Here is a 14,425-nt window from a genome sequence, read left to right on the forward strand (position 1 = left end):
CGCGGTGCGCGGGACGACGCCCCGCGCGGTGAGCGCGGCGACTACGACGACCGCGGAGGCTCCGGCCGCCGCGACGACCGGAACCGCCGGGACGAGCGTCCCCGAGGCGGTCACCGGGACGGCCGCCGTTCCTTCGGCGGCCGTGACGAACGAGACCGCGCAGGTCACCGGGCAGACCGGGACCAGCGCGGCGGACGAGACTTCAGAGGCGGTCGCGACGATCGTGAGGAGCGGCGTTCCTTCGGGGACCGTCGACCTCAGGGGGGTCGCGACGACCGGGAACGGCGTGACTTCCGGGGTGGTCGGGACGATCGTGACCACCGTGGCGGTCGTGATTTCCGTGACCGTGACGACCGTCGGTCGTTCGGTGGCCGGAGTGACCGTGATCACCGTGGTGGGCGCGAGGATCGTCGTGGTGGTCGTGAGGACTTCCGTGGCGGACGCGACACGCGCGATCGCGATGACCGGGGCCCGGGTGGTTTCCGGGGCGGTCGTGACTTCCGTGACCGTGACGACCGGCGCGGCGGCGGTTTCGGAGGAGGCCGGGACGAACAGCGCGGCGGACGCGGTCCGGGCGGGCGTGACTTCCGCGATCGTGAGGAGCGGCGTTCCTTCGGGGAGCGTCGGCCTCAGGGGGGTCGTGACGACCGGGAACGGCGTGACTTCCGGGGTGGTCGGGACGATCGTGACCACCGGGGCGGTCGTGATTTCCGTGACCGTGACGACCGCCGGTCGTTCGGTGGCCGGAGTGACCGTGATCACCGTGGTGGGCATCAGGGCCGTCGTGGTGGTCGTGAGGACTTCCGTGGCGGACGCGACACGCGCGACCGTCGTTCCTTCGAGGACGGTCGGGAACGTCGGCCCCATGGCGGTCGGGACGACCGTGACCGGCGTGGCTCTCGCGACTCCCGCGACCGGCGCTCCTTCGACGGTGGACGCGCCACCGGCGGTGGGGGCGGTCTTCGGAGCGAGCGTGTGGACAAGCGCGGCGCGGCACCGGCGAACGGTCCCGCGAGCGAGAGCGAACTGTCCAAGGCCGCCCGTGAACGGCTCGCCGCCCTGCGCGCCGAATACGACCCCAAGGACGAGGATCGCGACACCGGCGAGGACCGCGACACCTACGTCGACGTCGAGGGCGGTATCCGCTTGCAGAAGGCCCTCGCCGCGGCCGGCGTCGCCAGCCGTCGCGCCAGCGAGGAGATGATCGCGGCCGGACGCGTCAGCGTGGACGGTCAGATCGTGCGCCGCTTCGGAGCCCGGGTCGACCCGCGGACCTCCGAGATCCGTGTCGACGACATGCGCGTGGTCACCGCTCCGGACAAGCTGTACTTCGCGCTCAACAAGCCACGCGGCGTCGTCAGCACCATGTGGGACCCCGAGGGACGTCCCACCCTGGCCGACTACACCGGCCAGACCCAGGAGCGGATCTTCCACGTGGGGCGGTTGGACACCGAGACCGAGGGTCTCATCCTGCTGACCAACGACGGCGAACTGGCCAACCGGCTCACCCACCCGCGCTACAAGGTCGTCAAGACCTACATCGCCAAGGTCCCCGGACCGGTGCCGCACCGTGTCGTGCGCCAGGTCCAAAAGGGCGTCGAACTGGAGGACGGCCCGGTCGAGGTCGACTCCTTCCGCGTGGTCGACAACGAGCCGCCCAAGGCGCTGGTGGAGATCCGGCTGCACGAGGGGCGTAAGCACATCGTGCGTCGCCTCATGGAGGCCGTGGGACACCCGGTCTCCGACCTGGCCCGCACCCAAGTGGGTCCGGTCGGCCTGCACACCCTCAAACTGGGCACGATGCGGGCGCTGACCTCACGCGAGGTGAGTGAACTCTACGAGGCCGCCGGCCTGTAGATACAGTTGACGGCGGTCGTCGTTCCGGCACGTCCGGGCGGTGGCCGCCGTTTCCCCGTTCCTGGGGCGGCACGACGAAACGACAAGGCGGGAACGAACGTGGCGGTACGGGCTATCCGTGGTGCGGTACAGGTCGACGCGAACGAACGCGGACAGGTACTGGAGGCCACGGCCGAACTGGTCTCCGAGGTGATGCGGCGCAACGGGCTGGAGACCGACGACGTGATCAGTGTACTCTTCACCGCCACCCCCGACCTGAACTGCGAGTTCCCGGCGCTGGCCGCACGAGGACTGGGCTTCACCGATGTCCCTTTGATGTGCTCCACCGAGATCTCCGTCCCGCACGCCCTACCGCGCGTGGTGCGGCTCATGGCGCACGTGGAGACCGACAAGCCGCGTTCGGAGCTCCAGCACGTCTACCTGCGAGGGGCCCAGGCTCTGCGGCTGGACATCGCGCAGTAGTCCCCGCCCGGGCCGGTCCGCGGGCGTCGGCACCCGTCCCCGGTCCGGGGCCGCCGCCGGCCGTTACGCTGGAAGCAGTGCACGTCGGAGGCGGGAGAGAAGTGAGCAACACCAGTGACGCACGAAGGGGCGAAGAGCAGCAGCCCGCGGTGCGCCGGGTCACGGTGATCGGCACCGGACTCATCGGGACGTCGGTGGCGCTCGCCCTGCGTTCCCGGGACGTGGACGTCACCCTGTCCGACCCCGACGACGCCTGCCTGCGGTTGGCCTGCGACCTGGGCGCCGGACGCCCCCTGCCAAAGACCACAGGGCTCCCCTCGCCCCCCGCCGACCTCGCGGTCATCGCCGCCCCTCCCGCGGTCGTCCCGGCGGTGCTGCACGAGGCACAGCAACGGGGGCTGGCACACGTGTACACGGACGTGGCCAGCGTGAAGGCCAGTGTGCTGGCCGAGGCCGAACGCCTGGGCTGTGACATGGCCACGTTCGTCCCCGGTCATCCGATGGGAGGGCGGGAGAAACAGGGCCCCGGCGCCGCCCGCGCCGACCTGTTCCTGGGACGTTCGTGGGCACTGTGCCCCACCGACAAGGCCGACCCCCAGGCCGTGGCCGTGGTGGCCGAGACGGCACGGATGTGCGGCGCCGATCCCCTGCTACTGGAGGCGCGGGCGCACGACCGCGCCGTGGCATTGGTCTCCCACGCCCCCCACGTGGCGTCCTCTGCGGTGGCGGCTCGCCTGCTCCACGGGGACGAGACCGCACTGGCCCTCGCGGGACAAGGGGTGCGCGACGTCACCCGGGTGGCCGGTGGCGACCCCGCCATGTGGACCGAGATCCTCACGCACAACGCGGCTCCGGTCGCGGAGGTGCTGCACGCCATGGCGGCCGACCTGGCGCGGACCGCCGACGCCCTGAGCCGAGTGGCGCGGACCGCCGACGACCGGACGCGGGAACCGGTGTGCGACCTGCTGGAGCGCGGGCGCTCCGGGCACGACCGGATCCCCGGCAAGCACGGCACGGTCAGCAGACCCGACTACACGGTCATCCCCGTGGTCATCCCCGACAAGCCGGGCTCTTTGGGACGGCTGTTCGCGGCCGCCTCCGAGGCCGGGGTCAACATCGAGGACGTACGCATCGAACACACCCCGGGGCTGCCGCTGGGTGTGGCGCAGGTGTACGTGCTGCCCGCGGCCGTGGACACGCTCGCGCGCGCGCTGGCCGCCGACGGCTGGTCGGTCCACCCGGGGGTGTGAGGACCGGCCCGGGACGGAGACGAAACCCTCGACGGGTCGGAACGCGTGTACGCCCTCGACCGGATCCGGTTGCGTACTTTGCGTCCAGTACGCACCGGTAGGCTTGAGCGTCGGCAACGGCAGGCAGGCGGCGCGGACGGGCCGCGGTGCAGTGGAAAGCAGGGGCAGTGAACGGGCAGGGCAACACCGAGGGCATCGTCATCGCGATCGACGGCCCCTCCGGGTCGGGCAAGTCGAGTACCTCCAAAGGTGCGGCCAAAGCGCGTGAACTGCGTTATCTCGACACCGGAGCCATGTACCGGGCGATGACCTGGTGGATGCTGGAGCACGGGGTCGACGTCGACGACGCCGAGGCCGTCACCGCCCTGGTCGAACGACCCGAGATCGTCATGGGGACCGACCCGGAGGCGCCCACGGTGAGGGTGGACGGCCGCGACGTGGCCACCGAGATCCGGAGCAAGGACGTCACCGCCAACGTGAGCGCGGTCTCGGCCGTTCCCGCGGTACGCGAGCGCATGGTGCGCGTTCAACGTGAGATCATCGCCGCCGCCAGGGCCGAGAGCACGGGTATCGTGGTCGAAGGCCGGGACATCACCACCGTCGTCGCCCCAGAGGCACCGGTCAAGCTGTTCCTGACCGCCAGCGCCGAGGCTCGCGCCCAGCGACGCAGCAAGGAGATCCGCGACACCGACGTGGCCGCGACCCAGGCCGACCTGGTCCGGCGCGACGAACTGGACTCCAGCCGGGCGCACTCCCCGCTGAAGCAGACCGCCGACGCCACCGAGCTCGACACCACCGGCCTGACCCTGGACGAGGTCGTCGCGCTCATCGTCAAGCTGGCCGACGAGGTCCGTCAACGATGACGGAGGCTCCCCGGCGGGGAGCACACGAACACCCACGGAGGCCCTCCCTCCGTGGTCCGTACACGGGCGTCGTGGGCGCCCGTGGCCGGCCCGCGCCGTTCCTCGGCGCCGGTCGGCGTCTCGCATCCTCGCGGCACGCATCCTGGGCGCGCGGGGACCAAGCACCGGGAGTGGTACATGAGTGACTTCGACATCTCCGACGTCGGCCATGACGGCGTCGCCGCGGCCGAGGCCGCGCCCCAGCCCGTGGTGGCCGTGGTCGGACGACCCAACGTGGGCAAGTCCAGCCTCGTCAACCGCATCATCGGCCGCCGTGAGGCCGTGGTGGAGGACGTGCCGGGCGTGACCCGTGACCGTGTCGCCTACGACGCCGAGTGGCAGAACACCAGGTTCACCCTGGTGGACACCGGGGGATGGGAGACCAGTGTCAGCGGCCTGGCCGCCATGGTCGCCCGGCAGGCCGAGTACGCCGCCCAGACCGCCGACGTCATCCTGTTCGTGGTGGACGCCACGGTCGGTATCACCGACGCCGACGCCGCGGTCACCCGTGTACTGCGCTCGACCAAGCGCCCCGTCGTGCTGGCCGCCAACAAGGTCGACGGCGGCTTCCAGGAGGCGGACGCGCTCGACCTGTGGCAGCTCGGAGTGGGGGAGCCCTATCCGATCAGCGCCCTGCACGGGCGAGGCACCGGCGATCTGTTGGACGCGCTGGTGGCACTCTTTCCCGAACAGCCCGTCGGAGAAAGCGACGAGGACGAGGACGACACGCCCCGTATCGCGTTGCTGGGCCGTCCCAACGTGGGCAAGTCCAGCCTGCTCAACCGCCTGGCCGGTGAGGACCGGGTGGTCGTGGACTCGGTGGCGGGCACGACCCGTGACGCGGTGGACGAGTTGATCGAACTGGGCGGCAAGACCTGGAAGTTCATCGACACCGCCGGTATCCGGCGCCGGTTCCGCGCCTTGCAGGGCGCGGACTACTACGCCACCATGCGCACGGGAACGGCCCTGGAGAGGGCGGAGGTCGCCGTGGTGCTGATGGACGTCAGCGAACCCCTCGCCGAGCAGGACATCCGCGTCGTCGAGCAGGTGGTGGAGGCCGGCCGCGGACTGGTCCTGGCCTTCAACAAGTGGGACATCCTGGACGAGGAGCGCCGCATCTACCTGGAGAAGGAGATCGACCGCCAGCTCTCGCGGGTCTCCTGGGCTCCGAGGGTGAACGTCTCGGCCAAGACCGGACGCCACATGGAAAGGCTGGTTCCGGCGATCGAGACCAGCCTGAACGGATGGAACCAGCGTGTTCCGACCGGTCAGCTCAACAACTGGCTCAAGGAACTGGTGGCCGCCACCCCGCCACCGGCGCGCGGCGGCAAACAGCCCAAGATCCTGTTCGCGACCCAGGCGGACACCCGGCCACCGCACTTCATCCTGTTCACCACCGGATTCCTGGAGGAGAACTACCGACGTTTCATCGAGCGGCGCCTGCGGGAGGACTTCGGGTTCGAGGGCTCCCCGGTGCATCTGAGCATGCGGATCCGTGAGAAGAAGGGCGCCGCTCCGGGGCGCGCCTCCAAGGGCAGTGTCCGGCAGGACCGCAAGCAGCGCCGCCGGTAGGGCGTGGTCCGGGGCTCGCCTGCGAGGGCCGGGCCCCGGCGGGACACAACGTCCGGGCCGTGGGCCGGTGAGGGGGAGACCGTGCACAGGATCCTGGTGAGCGCCTGCCTGATGGGGCGCAGAGTCCGTTACGACGGGCGGGCCAAGGCAGTTGAGGACGCACTGGTGGAGGAATGGCGGAGGGAAGGGCGCCTGGTAGTGCACTGTCCCGAGGTCGCCGGCGGCCTGCCGGTGCCCCGCCCGCCCGCCGAGATCGAGCCGGGCGCGACCGCCGCCGACGTACTCGCCGGACGGGCGCGGATCCTCACCCCCGACGGGCGGGACGTCACAGGGCACTTCGTGGACGGCGCCCACGCCGCGCTGGCCACCGCGCGGGCGCACGGGGTTGGTGTGGCCCTGCTCAAGGAGTCCAGTCCCTCCTGCGGGCTGCACGAGGTCTACGACGGGACCTTCACCGGGCACAAGAGGCCCGGTGAAGGGGTGACCGCGCGCCTGCTGGCGGACCACGGCATCGCCGTCTTCACCGAGAACGAGATCCCCGCGGTCGCCGCACGCCTGCGCGAGCTGGAGGAAGACCGAAGGACCGCCCGGCCCGAACGGCCGGTTCAGGGGCGGACGACCTCGTAGCGGGCGCAGGCGAAGTCCCCGGAGCGGCGCGCCTCCAGCACCCGCAGGTCCACCCGCTCCGGCAGCAGCGGACGCCCCGACCCCAGGGTGACCGGGGCGATGGACACCACCACCTCGTCCAGGAGGCCGAGCCGGGCCAGGTCCGCGGCGATCCCGCCCCCGCCGACCACCCATACGCCACGGCCCTTCGCGGCCTCGGCCATCTCCCCGTGCAGGTCGCGCAGCTCCTGGTCGGTGTCCGCGGCGGCGAAACGGACGTCGCCCTCCACCCGTGGCAGTTTCCTGTGCGTGAGCACCCACGCGGGGATCTGATAGGGCCAGGGCTTGTCACCCTCATGGCGCAGGATCCACTCGTAGGTGCTCGCGCCCATCACCATCGATCCGATGCCCTTCATGAACTCCGCCTGTTCGTCCAGGGCCTCCTCGTCGTCGGTGGCGAAGAGCCACTCCAGGGAGTGGTCCTCGGTGGCGAGGAAGCCGTCCAGGCTCGTCGCCGTGTTGTAGACCGTCCTGCTCATCGTGTGCCTCCGTCGTGGTGTCGTTCCTGCAACCAGGAGATGGGGTCGCCGTGGTCCGCCTCCACGCCCTCCGTGCGCAGCATGTGGCGGACGAGCTGCCTGCGGTGCGCGGAGAAGGTCAACACGTGCGCGACGACGCTGCCCAGCACGAAGCTCTCGGGCGGATCGCACAGAGCGTCGATCAGCCGGTCGCCCCAGGCCCCGCGCCGTCCGATGTCGTCGACCACGGCGATCCAGCGCGGTCCCACGCGCGCGTGCCGTTCGCGCAGGCTTTTGACGTCGTCCGCGCCCCGGTCGGGAAGGTCCGCGCCGTCGATCGAGGCGAGCCAGGTCTCCTTGCTCCACACCAGGTGTTCGAGCACGGCCGCGATCGACTCCTCCGGCCCGTCCCACGTCAGGACCTTCTGCCCGGGGGCGAGCGTTCGTCGGTAGGACTCCTCCGGCAGTTCCGCGGCCAGGTCGAGCAGGTGGGCGGTGTCGTCCACGTCGTGGTGGACCTGGAGGGCGATCATGTCCATGCCGGGCCGCTCCTTGGGGTTCTCCTCGACCCACAGGTGGATCGGCGGGTGGAAGTGGATGCCGTTGGGTGCGGGCAGCCAGGTGCCGCTGCCCGGTGTGGTGGAACTGGGAGGGCGCCCGAAGGCGCGTCCGAAGGCACGCGTGAACCCCTCGACCGATGCGTACCCGGCCGCGAACGCGGCGTCGGTGACACTACTGCCCTGGCTGATCTGCCAGGCCGCGCGCTCCAGCAGCACCCGTCGGCGCAGCGCGACCGGCGGTTCGCCGATGTCACGCCTGAGCCGGCGGGTGAAGTGGAACGGCGAGGTGAAGGCCTGGTCCGCCATGTCGGTGAGGTGGGTGTTCTCCTCGTCCAGGACCGCGTCGAGCAGCTCGCGCAGGCGGTCCCGTCCCGGGGTGGGCTCGCTCATGGCAACAGTATGTTCGGCGCGGGACGGTGCGCGCCTGACCGTTCTTGCCCACTCCCGTGGTGAGTCCTGCGGACCGCTCCCGTACGGTGGGTCACCGAGCGGACACGTGGTGGAGAGGGGAGGGGTTCCTCGCTCCACGGTCCGGGCCGAGGAAGGTCGGCCGTGGTGCGGACGGTCGCGCGGATGCGGTAGAGTCTTGCCGTCGGCGGCGCCCGGAGGGCGGCCATCGCACACGGGACGTAGCGCAGTTTGGCAGCGCACTTGACTGGGGGTCAAGGGGTCGTGGGTTCAAATCCCGCCGTCCCGACGGAGAAGTAGCAGTTCAGAGAGAGGTTCGCCGGATGGCGGGCCTCTTTCTTCGTCTCCGGTGGGGTTCGGGTGGCGTCTGTGGTCCGTCCCGGGGGCGCCTGTGAGGTTCACTTCTTGATCTACGTCGTAAAGGCGAGTGTGAAAGAGTGCCCACACTGCAAAAGTGCGGAGCGAGAGAAGCGGAGGTACGGCCGCTTCGGCGAGTACTGGAGGCAGTGGGGCGGTCACCTGCCCCTGGAGGTGCTGGTCTCCCCCTACCGGGTGGTCGTCGCACCTTTGGTCGACTACATCGAGGGCCTGCACCGCCAACGCCCGGACCTGACCCTGACCGTCATCCTTCCGGAGATCGTCGTCCGACGTTGGTCGCACCGCCTCCTGCATGGACACACCGCCGCCCGGCTTCGGAAGGCGTTCCGTCCACTTCCCAAGGTCGTCGTCACGACGGTGCCGTTCCACGTCTGAGGGAGGCGTCCCTTCGAAGGAGAAGGAGGGTCCCGCCGGGGCGAAGGAGGCGGAAGAGGGCGGCACATGCGAGGAAACTTCCGGCGCGCCCGATGACTTCGAGGCCGAGCGAGGGTCGGTACGGGTGAGAACGGCACACACGGTGGGAGCAGACCATGACCACGCGACACGAACCCGCAACGAAGACCGCGACCTCCCGGCGCGTCCTGAACGTCGCCCTGTGGACGCTCCAGGTCCTGCTCGCGCTGTTCTTCGCCGTCGCCAGCGCCTACCCCAAGCTCACCGGCCACCCGTCCGCCGCCGCGACCTTCGACGTGATCGGCTACGGCGACTGGTTCATGTACCTGGTGGGCGCCCTGGAGCTGGCGGGCGCCATCGGCCTGCTGATCCCCGTGCTGTCGGGCCTCACCGCGCTCGCCTTCATCGCCCTGATGATCGGCGCGTTCGTCTACGAGGTCACCGTGATCGGCGCGGGCTTCTGGTACACCCCGCTCGTCCTCGTCGTTCTGTTCGCCCTCATCGCCTGGGGACGCAGGGATCGCACGGCGGAACTGTTCTCCCTGCTCTCGGGCGGAGGCCGTACGCCGCGCCGTCACGGGTGAGGGGTCTGCCGGGAAGGTCGGCCGGGTTTCGGCCCTGCCGACCTCCCGAACCGCTCCGCCACCCTGGTGGCGGCCCCTCTCAGGACGCGTCCTGAGAGGGGCCGGTACGGCGGAGAGAGTGGTGTGTCTAGGCTGAGCTGATGCTCCTTCGCAATCGTTGGGTCATCCTGTCCATCGGCATGGTTGCGCAGGTGGCCAGTGTGGGCGCGATGTTCGGGGTCCCCATCGTCCTGCCCCAACTACGGGAGGCCTTCGGCGTCACCACCGCGCAGGCGGGCCTGCTGGCCGGAATCCCCTCCTTCGGTCTCCTGCTGACCCTGCTGCTCTGGGGGTTGGTGATCGATCGCGTCGGCGAGCGGGTGACGATGGCGCTGAGCCTTCTGCTCACCGCGGGCGCCCTGGGGGTGCTGTGGATCGTCACGGGTCTGTGGACCGCGGGTGCGGTCCTGCTGTTGGTAGGGACCGTGGCGGGGCCGGTCAACGCGGCGAGCGGGCGGCTCGTCCTCGTCTGGTTCGCTCCCCACGAGCGCGGCCTGGCCATGGGGGTTCGCCAGTCCGCGTTTCCTCTGGGGGTCGGACTCGCCTCCCTGGTGCTGCCCACCGCCGCCGACGCCTGGGGTTTCGCCGGTGCGATGTCTCTTCCCGCGGGGCTCGCCCTGCTGGTGACCCCGCTCATTCTCGCGATCCCCTCGGCTCCCTCCGCTCCTGTCCGGGCCGGACCGGCCGTGACGGGGGAGGTTCGTCAGGCCGTGGCCGAGCCCGGATCGCCCTATCGGCGGTGGACCATCTGGCGGGTCCACGGAGTCAGCATGCTCCTCGGGGTGGCGCAGGTCACCATGATGACCTATGCGCTGATCTACCTGGTCGAGCAACAGGGGTGGGATCCGCCCGCGGCCGGTGCCGTGGTCGCGCTGGCCCAGATACCGGGGGCGGGCGGGCGCCTGTTGTTCGGTGTCTGGTCGGACCGCATGGGGGACCGTATGCGTCCGGTCCGGTGGCTCGCGGCGGTCGCGACCTGTTGCCTGCTCCTGCTCGCCGTGCTCCCCGCTGTTTGGACCTGGACGGCGGTGCCCCTGGTCCTGGCCTGCCTGTCCCTGACCAGTTGGCACAACGGCCTGACCTTCACCTCGGTGGCCGAGATCGCCGGAGCGTCGTGGGCGGGCCGGGCCCTGGCCGTGCAGAACTGGCTCCAAGGTGTCAGCACCACCCTCACCCCGGTGTTGATGGCGGCGGTGATCACCCTCGCCGGTCTGCCCGCCGTCTTCGCCGTGAGCGCGATGTTCTCCGCCGCCGCCATCGCCGTGGTCCCGCTCGCCCGGAGGAGGCCCACCACGGGGGAGGGACGTGGACGGTAGAGGGGGCCGGTGCCGTACGACCTCGTCGGGGGTGGTCGGAACCGGTGCGGTACCGGGCGGTAACCTCAGGGCGATCACCTCGAACAACCCGGAGGGCGTCACATGAGCGAGGAGCTGTCCGTCAGGGTCGACGGGCACGTCGGCGTCGTGGAGGTCCACCGGCCGCCCCACAACCACTTCGACCACGGGCTCCTCAAGGAGCTGGCCGACACCGCCGAGGAGCTCGCCGATCGGTGCCGGGCGCTGGTGTTGTGCTCGGAGGGCCGGAACTTCTGTGCGGGTGTGGACTTCGCGGCGGACGGGGTCGGTGACGATCCGAGCAGAACGCTCAGCGCCATCTACGGTGAGGGGCTGCGCCTGTTCTCGCTCCCGGTGCCCGTGATCGCCGCCGTCCAGGGAACCGCCGTGGGCGGCGGACTCGGTCTGGCGTGCGCCGCGGACTTCCGGGTCGCCGCGCCCTCCTCGCGGTTCCACGCCAACTTCGGTCTTCTGGGGTTGCACCAGGGGTTCGGCCTGAGCGTCTCCCTGCCCTGGATCGTCGGTGAACAGAAGGCCGCCGACATGCTCTACACCGCCCGCCGGGTCACCGGCACCGAGGCCCACGCGATCGGTCTGGCCGACTTCCTGGTCGAGGAGGAGGCCGTGCGTGAGGCGGCCATGGACCACGCCCACCGGATCGCGGCCGCCGCACCGCTGGCGGTGCGTTCGATGAAGGCGACGATGCGCGCCGACCTGCTCGCCGCGTTGCCGGGCGCCTTCGAACGCGAGGTCGCCGAGCAGGTGCGTCTTTTCAAGACCGAGGACAACAAGGTGGGCATCGCTGCATCCCTCGACCGGGTCAGGCCGACCTTCACCGGAAGATAGCCCGCCCTCCGCCCGCGCCGTCGAAGCCCTCGCACACCGCGCCCGTGGGGGACAGGCATGAACTCCGCCTCGGCGGTGTTCCTCCTCCATGAGGACCGACGAAGAAAGGGGAAGGTGTGCGAGCAGGGCGGACGGTCACACGGAGGCCGGACGGTCACGACGGCACGAGGGAGGCGGGCGACGACGCACCGACGGCCCATGAACGCGGGAGCTCCTCCGCCCCGACACCGCCGGAGACCACGGACGTGGTCATCGTGGGCGCGGGCCAGGCCGGGTTGTCGGTGGCCTGGCACCTGAGGCGCCTCGGCCTCACACCGGGGGTCGACTTCGTGGTCCTGGACCGGGGCCCGGAGGCGGGCGGCGCCTGGCAGTTCCGCTGGGAGTCGCTGCGTCTGGGCATCGCCCACAAGGTCGACGACCTGCCCGGTATGAGGGAGTTGGGGCTGAGCTTCGCCACCGCCGACTCCACCCGCCCGGCACGGGACGTCGTACGCGACTACTACGAGCGTTACGAACGCGAGTTCGGGTTGGAGGTGCTGCGGCCGGTCGAGGTCACCGAGGTCCGGGAGAGCGACGACGGCGGCTTCCTCGTCACCACCGACCGAGGTGAGATCGGTACGCGGGTACTGGTCAACGCCAGTGGGACCTGGACCAGGCCGTTCCGTCCCTACTTCCCCGGCGCGGCGGACTTCCGCGGCGTACAGATCTCCACACCGGACTACCGCGCGGCCGAGGACTTCGCCGGCATGCGGGTGCTCGTCGTGGGCGGAGGAACCTCCGCGGTCGGGTTCCTCAAGGAACTGGAGGGCGTGGCCGCGCACACGATCTGGACGACCCGCCGCCCCGTGGAGTTCGTCGAGGAGGCGCGCGGCATCGAGGCGGTACGTCAGGCGGACGAGGCCGCCCGCGCGGGGCGACCGCTTCCGAGCATCGTCAGCGGCACCGGTCTGCCCGCCACCCCCGAGAACATGGCCGCGGTGGAGCGCGGGGTCCTGGTCGCCCGGCCGATGTTCTCCGAGATCGAGCCCGACGGTGTCCGCTGGTCCGACGGCTCCTTCGCGCCGGTGGACGCCATCATCTGGGCGACGGGGTTTCGGGCCGAACTCACCCATCTGGCTCCGCTGCGTCTGCGTGAGCCCGGCGGCGGTGTCCGTGTCGACAAGGGGCGGTCCACGCGCAACCCCCGCCTGTTCCTGGCGGGTTTCGGTCCCCAGGCGAGCACGATCGGCGCCAACCGCGCCGGCCGCACGGTCGCGCGCCAGGTCGTGGCCGAACTGCGCTCACCGGTGGCGGAGCCCTCCTCCGTGTGAGGGACGGAACCGGCCCGGCGCACCGCCGTGCTCAGGAGGGTTCCTCCGCCCGTGCGGTGCGCTCTCCCCGAAGGCCGACGGCGGCGAGCACGGCCGGCCCCACGGCGACGGCCGCGCACACGTATCCCACGGTGTTGAACGCGGTGGCGAAGGCCTCCCGCGCGGTGTCGACGACGACTCGGGCCGACTCGGGGTCCACGCGCTCGGCGGCGTTTCTGGCAGAACCGACGTCCTCGAAGGCCGCGACGCGCACGTCGGTGGGCAGGTCCAGGGGAAGATCCGACCGCAGCCGGTAGACGGCCCTGAGCAGGGTGCCCATGACCATGACGCCGAGCGCCGCACGCGATCACCGCGCCGGTTCCTCGATGAGACACCGGCGCGGGCGAGTCGAAAGCGCCCGAACGGCCGGTAGGGGAGTGCTCGGGCCGGCGTAGGGCGACCCCGCACGAGGACGAGGCGACTCCCACGCGGCTTCGACCGTGCCCTCTGCCCTTGTGCAGACCGGTGGAGGGGCGCCCGTCGTCTGCGCGGGGAGGCCTTCTCAACGAGATGACCTCGTGGAATGACTCGGTCCAGGGGATCCCGTGTCGCGATGAGTTCTGCCTCCGGGGCGGTCGTACCGTCGAGATCTTCATCGAGGAGGACTTCTGATGCGCAACGTGACGTATGCGATGGGTGTTTCCCTGGACGGCTACGTCGTCGGGCCGGACAGTCGCTTCGACTGGGCGGCGCCCGACGAGGAGGTCTTTCGCCTGGCCACCGACGAGGTGAGAAAGGCCGATGTCCACCTGATGGGACGACGGCTGTACGAGACGATGCTGTACTGGGAATCCGTCGACCAGAACCCCTCGCTCGGCTTCTCCACGCTGGAGTTCGCCGCGCTCTGGAGGGCGTTGCCCAAGGTGGTGTTCTCCAGATCGCTGTCAAAGGTGCGAGGCAACGCCCGCTTGGCCTCCGCCGGCCTGGCGGAGGAGATCCGACGGTGGCGGTCCGAACCGGGGGACGGCGACATCGCGATTGGTGGCGCGACCCTCGCCGCCGAGGCAGCCGCGTCGGGTCTGATCGACGAATACCGGCTCAGGGTCCACCCGGTGCTGGTCGGCGGTGGCATCGCGTTCTTCTCCCCGCACGAGCGCCGGGTGGACCTGGAACCGGTCGAGACCCGCACCTTCGATTCACGAGTCGTCTACCTCCGCTACCGCGTGGCGCGTTAGCCGACCCGTCCGCCCGGTCGCGGAGGCATGACGGTCCCCGGTACGGCGGGGCTGCTAGCAGGACCCCGGTCACGACCACCCCAGGCCTCCCATCGGTCTCCTCCATCGGAGCCGGTGAGCTGGGACGCCTCACCGCGGCGGCCGGGCGGGGGACCCCTGGAAGCAGGGTGTACGTCTGCTCTGCGCGGGTAG

Annotated in this window: 16 protein-coding genes and 1 tRNA gene; 14 read left to right on the plus strand and 3 right to left on the minus strand. The window is 70.8% G+C overall.

From position 1 onward, the window contains the following. Window positions 1–4: 4 nt before the first annotated feature. The 7 genes from PFX91_RS23235 (at window position 5) to PFX91_RS06635 (ending at window position 6,670) form a co-directional block, all read left to right on the plus strand. A complete protein-coding gene (locus tag PFX91_RS23235; RefSeq protein ID WP_502888267.1) occupies window positions 5–1,204 on the plus strand; it encodes a hypothetical protein in 1,200 nt (399 codons plus the stop codon). Then, window positions 1,147–1,857 carry a pseudouridine synthase gene (locus PFX91_RS23240; protein ID WP_502888268.1) on the plus strand — a complete coding sequence of 237 codons (711 nt, stop codon included), beginning with the start codon at window positions 1,147–1,149 and terminating at the stop codon, window positions 1,855–1,857. The genes PFX91_RS23235 and PFX91_RS23240 overlap by 58 nt, the downstream gene beginning before the upstream one ends. A gap of 99 nt (window positions 1,858–1,956) precedes the next feature. Next, complete coding sequence (gene aroH, locus PFX91_RS06615; RefSeq protein WP_285730212.1) at window positions 1,957–2,319, plus strand: chorismate mutase; 363 nt, start codon at window positions 1,957–1,959, stop codon at window positions 2,317–2,319. Window positions 2,320–2,420: 101 nt separating this feature from the next. Next, window positions 2,421–3,569, plus strand: coding sequence for a prephenate dehydrogenase (locus tag PFX91_RS06620; RefSeq protein WP_285730213.1), 1,149 nt, complete (start codon window positions 2,421–2,423; stop codon window positions 3,567–3,569). A gap of 167 nt (window positions 3,570–3,736) precedes the next feature. Continuing rightward, on the plus strand, window positions 3,737–4,432 hold the full coding sequence (gene cmk, locus PFX91_RS06625; RefSeq protein ID WP_285730214.1) for a (d)CMP kinase: 696 nt from the start codon (window positions 3,737–3,739) through the stop codon (window positions 4,430–4,432). Window positions 4,433–4,609: 177 nt separating this feature from the next. Beyond that, window positions 4,610–6,043 (plus strand): ribosome biogenesis GTPase Der, encoded by a 1,434-nt coding sequence (der, locus tag PFX91_RS06630; protein WP_285730215.1) that lies wholly within the window; start codon window positions 4,610–4,612, stop codon window positions 6,041–6,043. 81 nt (window positions 6,044–6,124) lie between these two features. Continuing rightward, window positions 6,125–6,670 carry a 2-thiouracil desulfurase family protein gene (locus tag PFX91_RS06635; protein WP_285730216.1) on the plus strand — a complete coding sequence of 182 codons (546 nt, stop codon included), beginning with the start codon at window positions 6,125–6,127 and terminating at the stop codon, window positions 6,668–6,670. Here PFX91_RS06635 and PFX91_RS06640 read toward each other — a convergent pair. Continuing rightward, window positions 6,649–7,188, minus strand: a complete 540-nt coding sequence (locus PFX91_RS06640; protein ID WP_285730217.1) for a dihydrofolate reductase family protein — start codon at window positions 7,186–7,188, stop codon at window positions 6,649–6,651. The genes PFX91_RS06635 and PFX91_RS06640 overlap by 22 nt on opposite strands. After that, window positions 7,185–8,117, minus strand: coding sequence for a helix-turn-helix domain-containing protein (locus PFX91_RS06645; protein ID WP_285730218.1), 933 nt, complete (start codon window positions 8,115–8,117; stop codon window positions 7,185–7,187). Before PFX91_RS06645 ends, PFX91_RS06640 begins: the two co-directional genes overlap by 4 nt. 233 nt (window positions 8,118–8,350) lie before the next feature. Between PFX91_RS06645 and PFX91_RS06650 the strand changes: the two genes are divergently transcribed. The 6 genes from PFX91_RS06650 to PFX91_RS06675 all read left to right on the plus strand — a co-directional run bounded on the left by PFX91_RS06650 (window position 8,351) and on the right by PFX91_RS06675 (window position 13,019). Beyond that, window positions 8,351–8,424, plus strand: a tRNA-Pro gene (locus tag PFX91_RS06650). 140 nt (window positions 8,425–8,564) lie between these two features. Continuing rightward, complete coding sequence (locus PFX91_RS06655) at window positions 8,565–8,888, plus strand: hypothetical protein (RefSeq protein ID WP_285730219.1); 324 nt, start codon at window positions 8,565–8,567, stop codon at window positions 8,886–8,888. A gap of 155 nt (window positions 8,889–9,043) precedes the next feature. Continuing rightward, window positions 9,044–9,490, plus strand: a complete 447-nt coding sequence (locus tag PFX91_RS06660; RefSeq protein WP_285730220.1) for a DoxX family protein — start codon at window positions 9,044–9,046, stop codon at window positions 9,488–9,490. Between the two features lie 140 nt (window positions 9,491–9,630). After that, the gene (locus tag PFX91_RS06665; RefSeq protein ID WP_285730221.1) at window positions 9,631–10,845 is read left to right on the plus strand and encodes an MFS transporter; all 1,215 of its coding nucleotides are present in this window, start codon (window positions 9,631–9,633) and stop codon (window positions 10,843–10,845) included. Between the two features lie 102 nt (window positions 10,846–10,947). After that, window positions 10,948–11,709 carry an enoyl-CoA hydratase/isomerase family protein gene (locus PFX91_RS06670; protein ID WP_285730222.1) on the plus strand — a complete coding sequence of 254 codons (762 nt, stop codon included), beginning with the start codon at window positions 10,948–10,950 and terminating at the stop codon, window positions 11,707–11,709. 245 nt (window positions 11,710–11,954) lie between these two features. Continuing rightward, the gene (locus PFX91_RS06675) at window positions 11,955–13,019 is read left to right on the plus strand and encodes an NAD(P)-binding domain-containing protein (RefSeq protein ID WP_285730464.1); all 1,065 of its coding nucleotides are present in this window, start codon (window positions 11,955–11,957) and stop codon (window positions 13,017–13,019) included. Between the two features lie 31 nt (window positions 13,020–13,050). On the opposite strand, the gene PFX91_RS06680 is transcribed toward PFX91_RS06675, so the two are convergent. Further along, complete coding sequence (locus PFX91_RS06680) at window positions 13,051–13,344, minus strand: hypothetical protein (protein WP_285730223.1); 294 nt, start codon at window positions 13,342–13,344, stop codon at window positions 13,051–13,053. 325 nt (window positions 13,345–13,669) lie between these two features. Here PFX91_RS06680 and PFX91_RS06685 point away from each other — a divergent pair, with 325 nt between their 5' ends. Then, entirely contained in the window at window positions 13,670–14,233 is a 564-nt protein-coding gene (locus PFX91_RS06685) for a dihydrofolate reductase family protein (RefSeq protein WP_285730225.1), read from the plus strand. Window positions 14,234–14,425 lie beyond the last annotated feature (192 nt).

The organism is Nocardiopsis sp. ATB16-24, from assembly GCF_030271535.1.
Classification (GTDB): domain Bacteria; phylum Actinomycetota; class Actinomycetes; order Streptosporangiales; family Streptosporangiaceae; genus Nocardiopsis.

Coding starts and splice junctions, on each gene's coding strand:
- der (WP_285730215.1), top strand. CDS start 4,610: ATGAGTGACTTCGACATCTCCGACGTCGGCCATGACGGCGTCGCCGCG.
- PFX91_RS06640 (WP_285730217.1), bottom strand. CDS start 7,188: ATGAGCAGGACGGTCTACAACACGGCGACGAGCCTGGACGGCTTCCTC.
- PFX91_RS06645 (WP_285730218.1), bottom strand. CDS start 8,117: ATGAGCGAGCCCACCCCGGGACGGGACCGCCTGCGCGAGCTGCTCGAC.
- PFX91_RS06660 (WP_285730220.1), top strand. CDS start 9,044: ATGACCACGCGACACGAACCCGCAACGAAGACCGCGACCTCCCGGCGC.
- PFX91_RS06665 (WP_285730221.1), top strand. CDS start 9,631: ATGCTCCTTCGCAATCGTTGGGTCATCCTGTCCATCGGCATGGTTGCG.
- PFX91_RS06670 (WP_285730222.1), top strand. CDS start 10,948: ATGAGCGAGGAGCTGTCCGTCAGGGTCGACGGGCACGTCGGCGTCGTG.
- PFX91_RS06680 (WP_285730223.1), bottom strand. CDS start 13,344: ATGGTCATGGGCACCCTGCTCAGGGCCGTCTACCGGCTGCGGTCGGAT.
- PFX91_RS06685 (WP_285730225.1), top strand. CDS start 13,670: ATGCGCAACGTGACGTATGCGATGGGTGTTTCCCTGGACGGCTACGTC.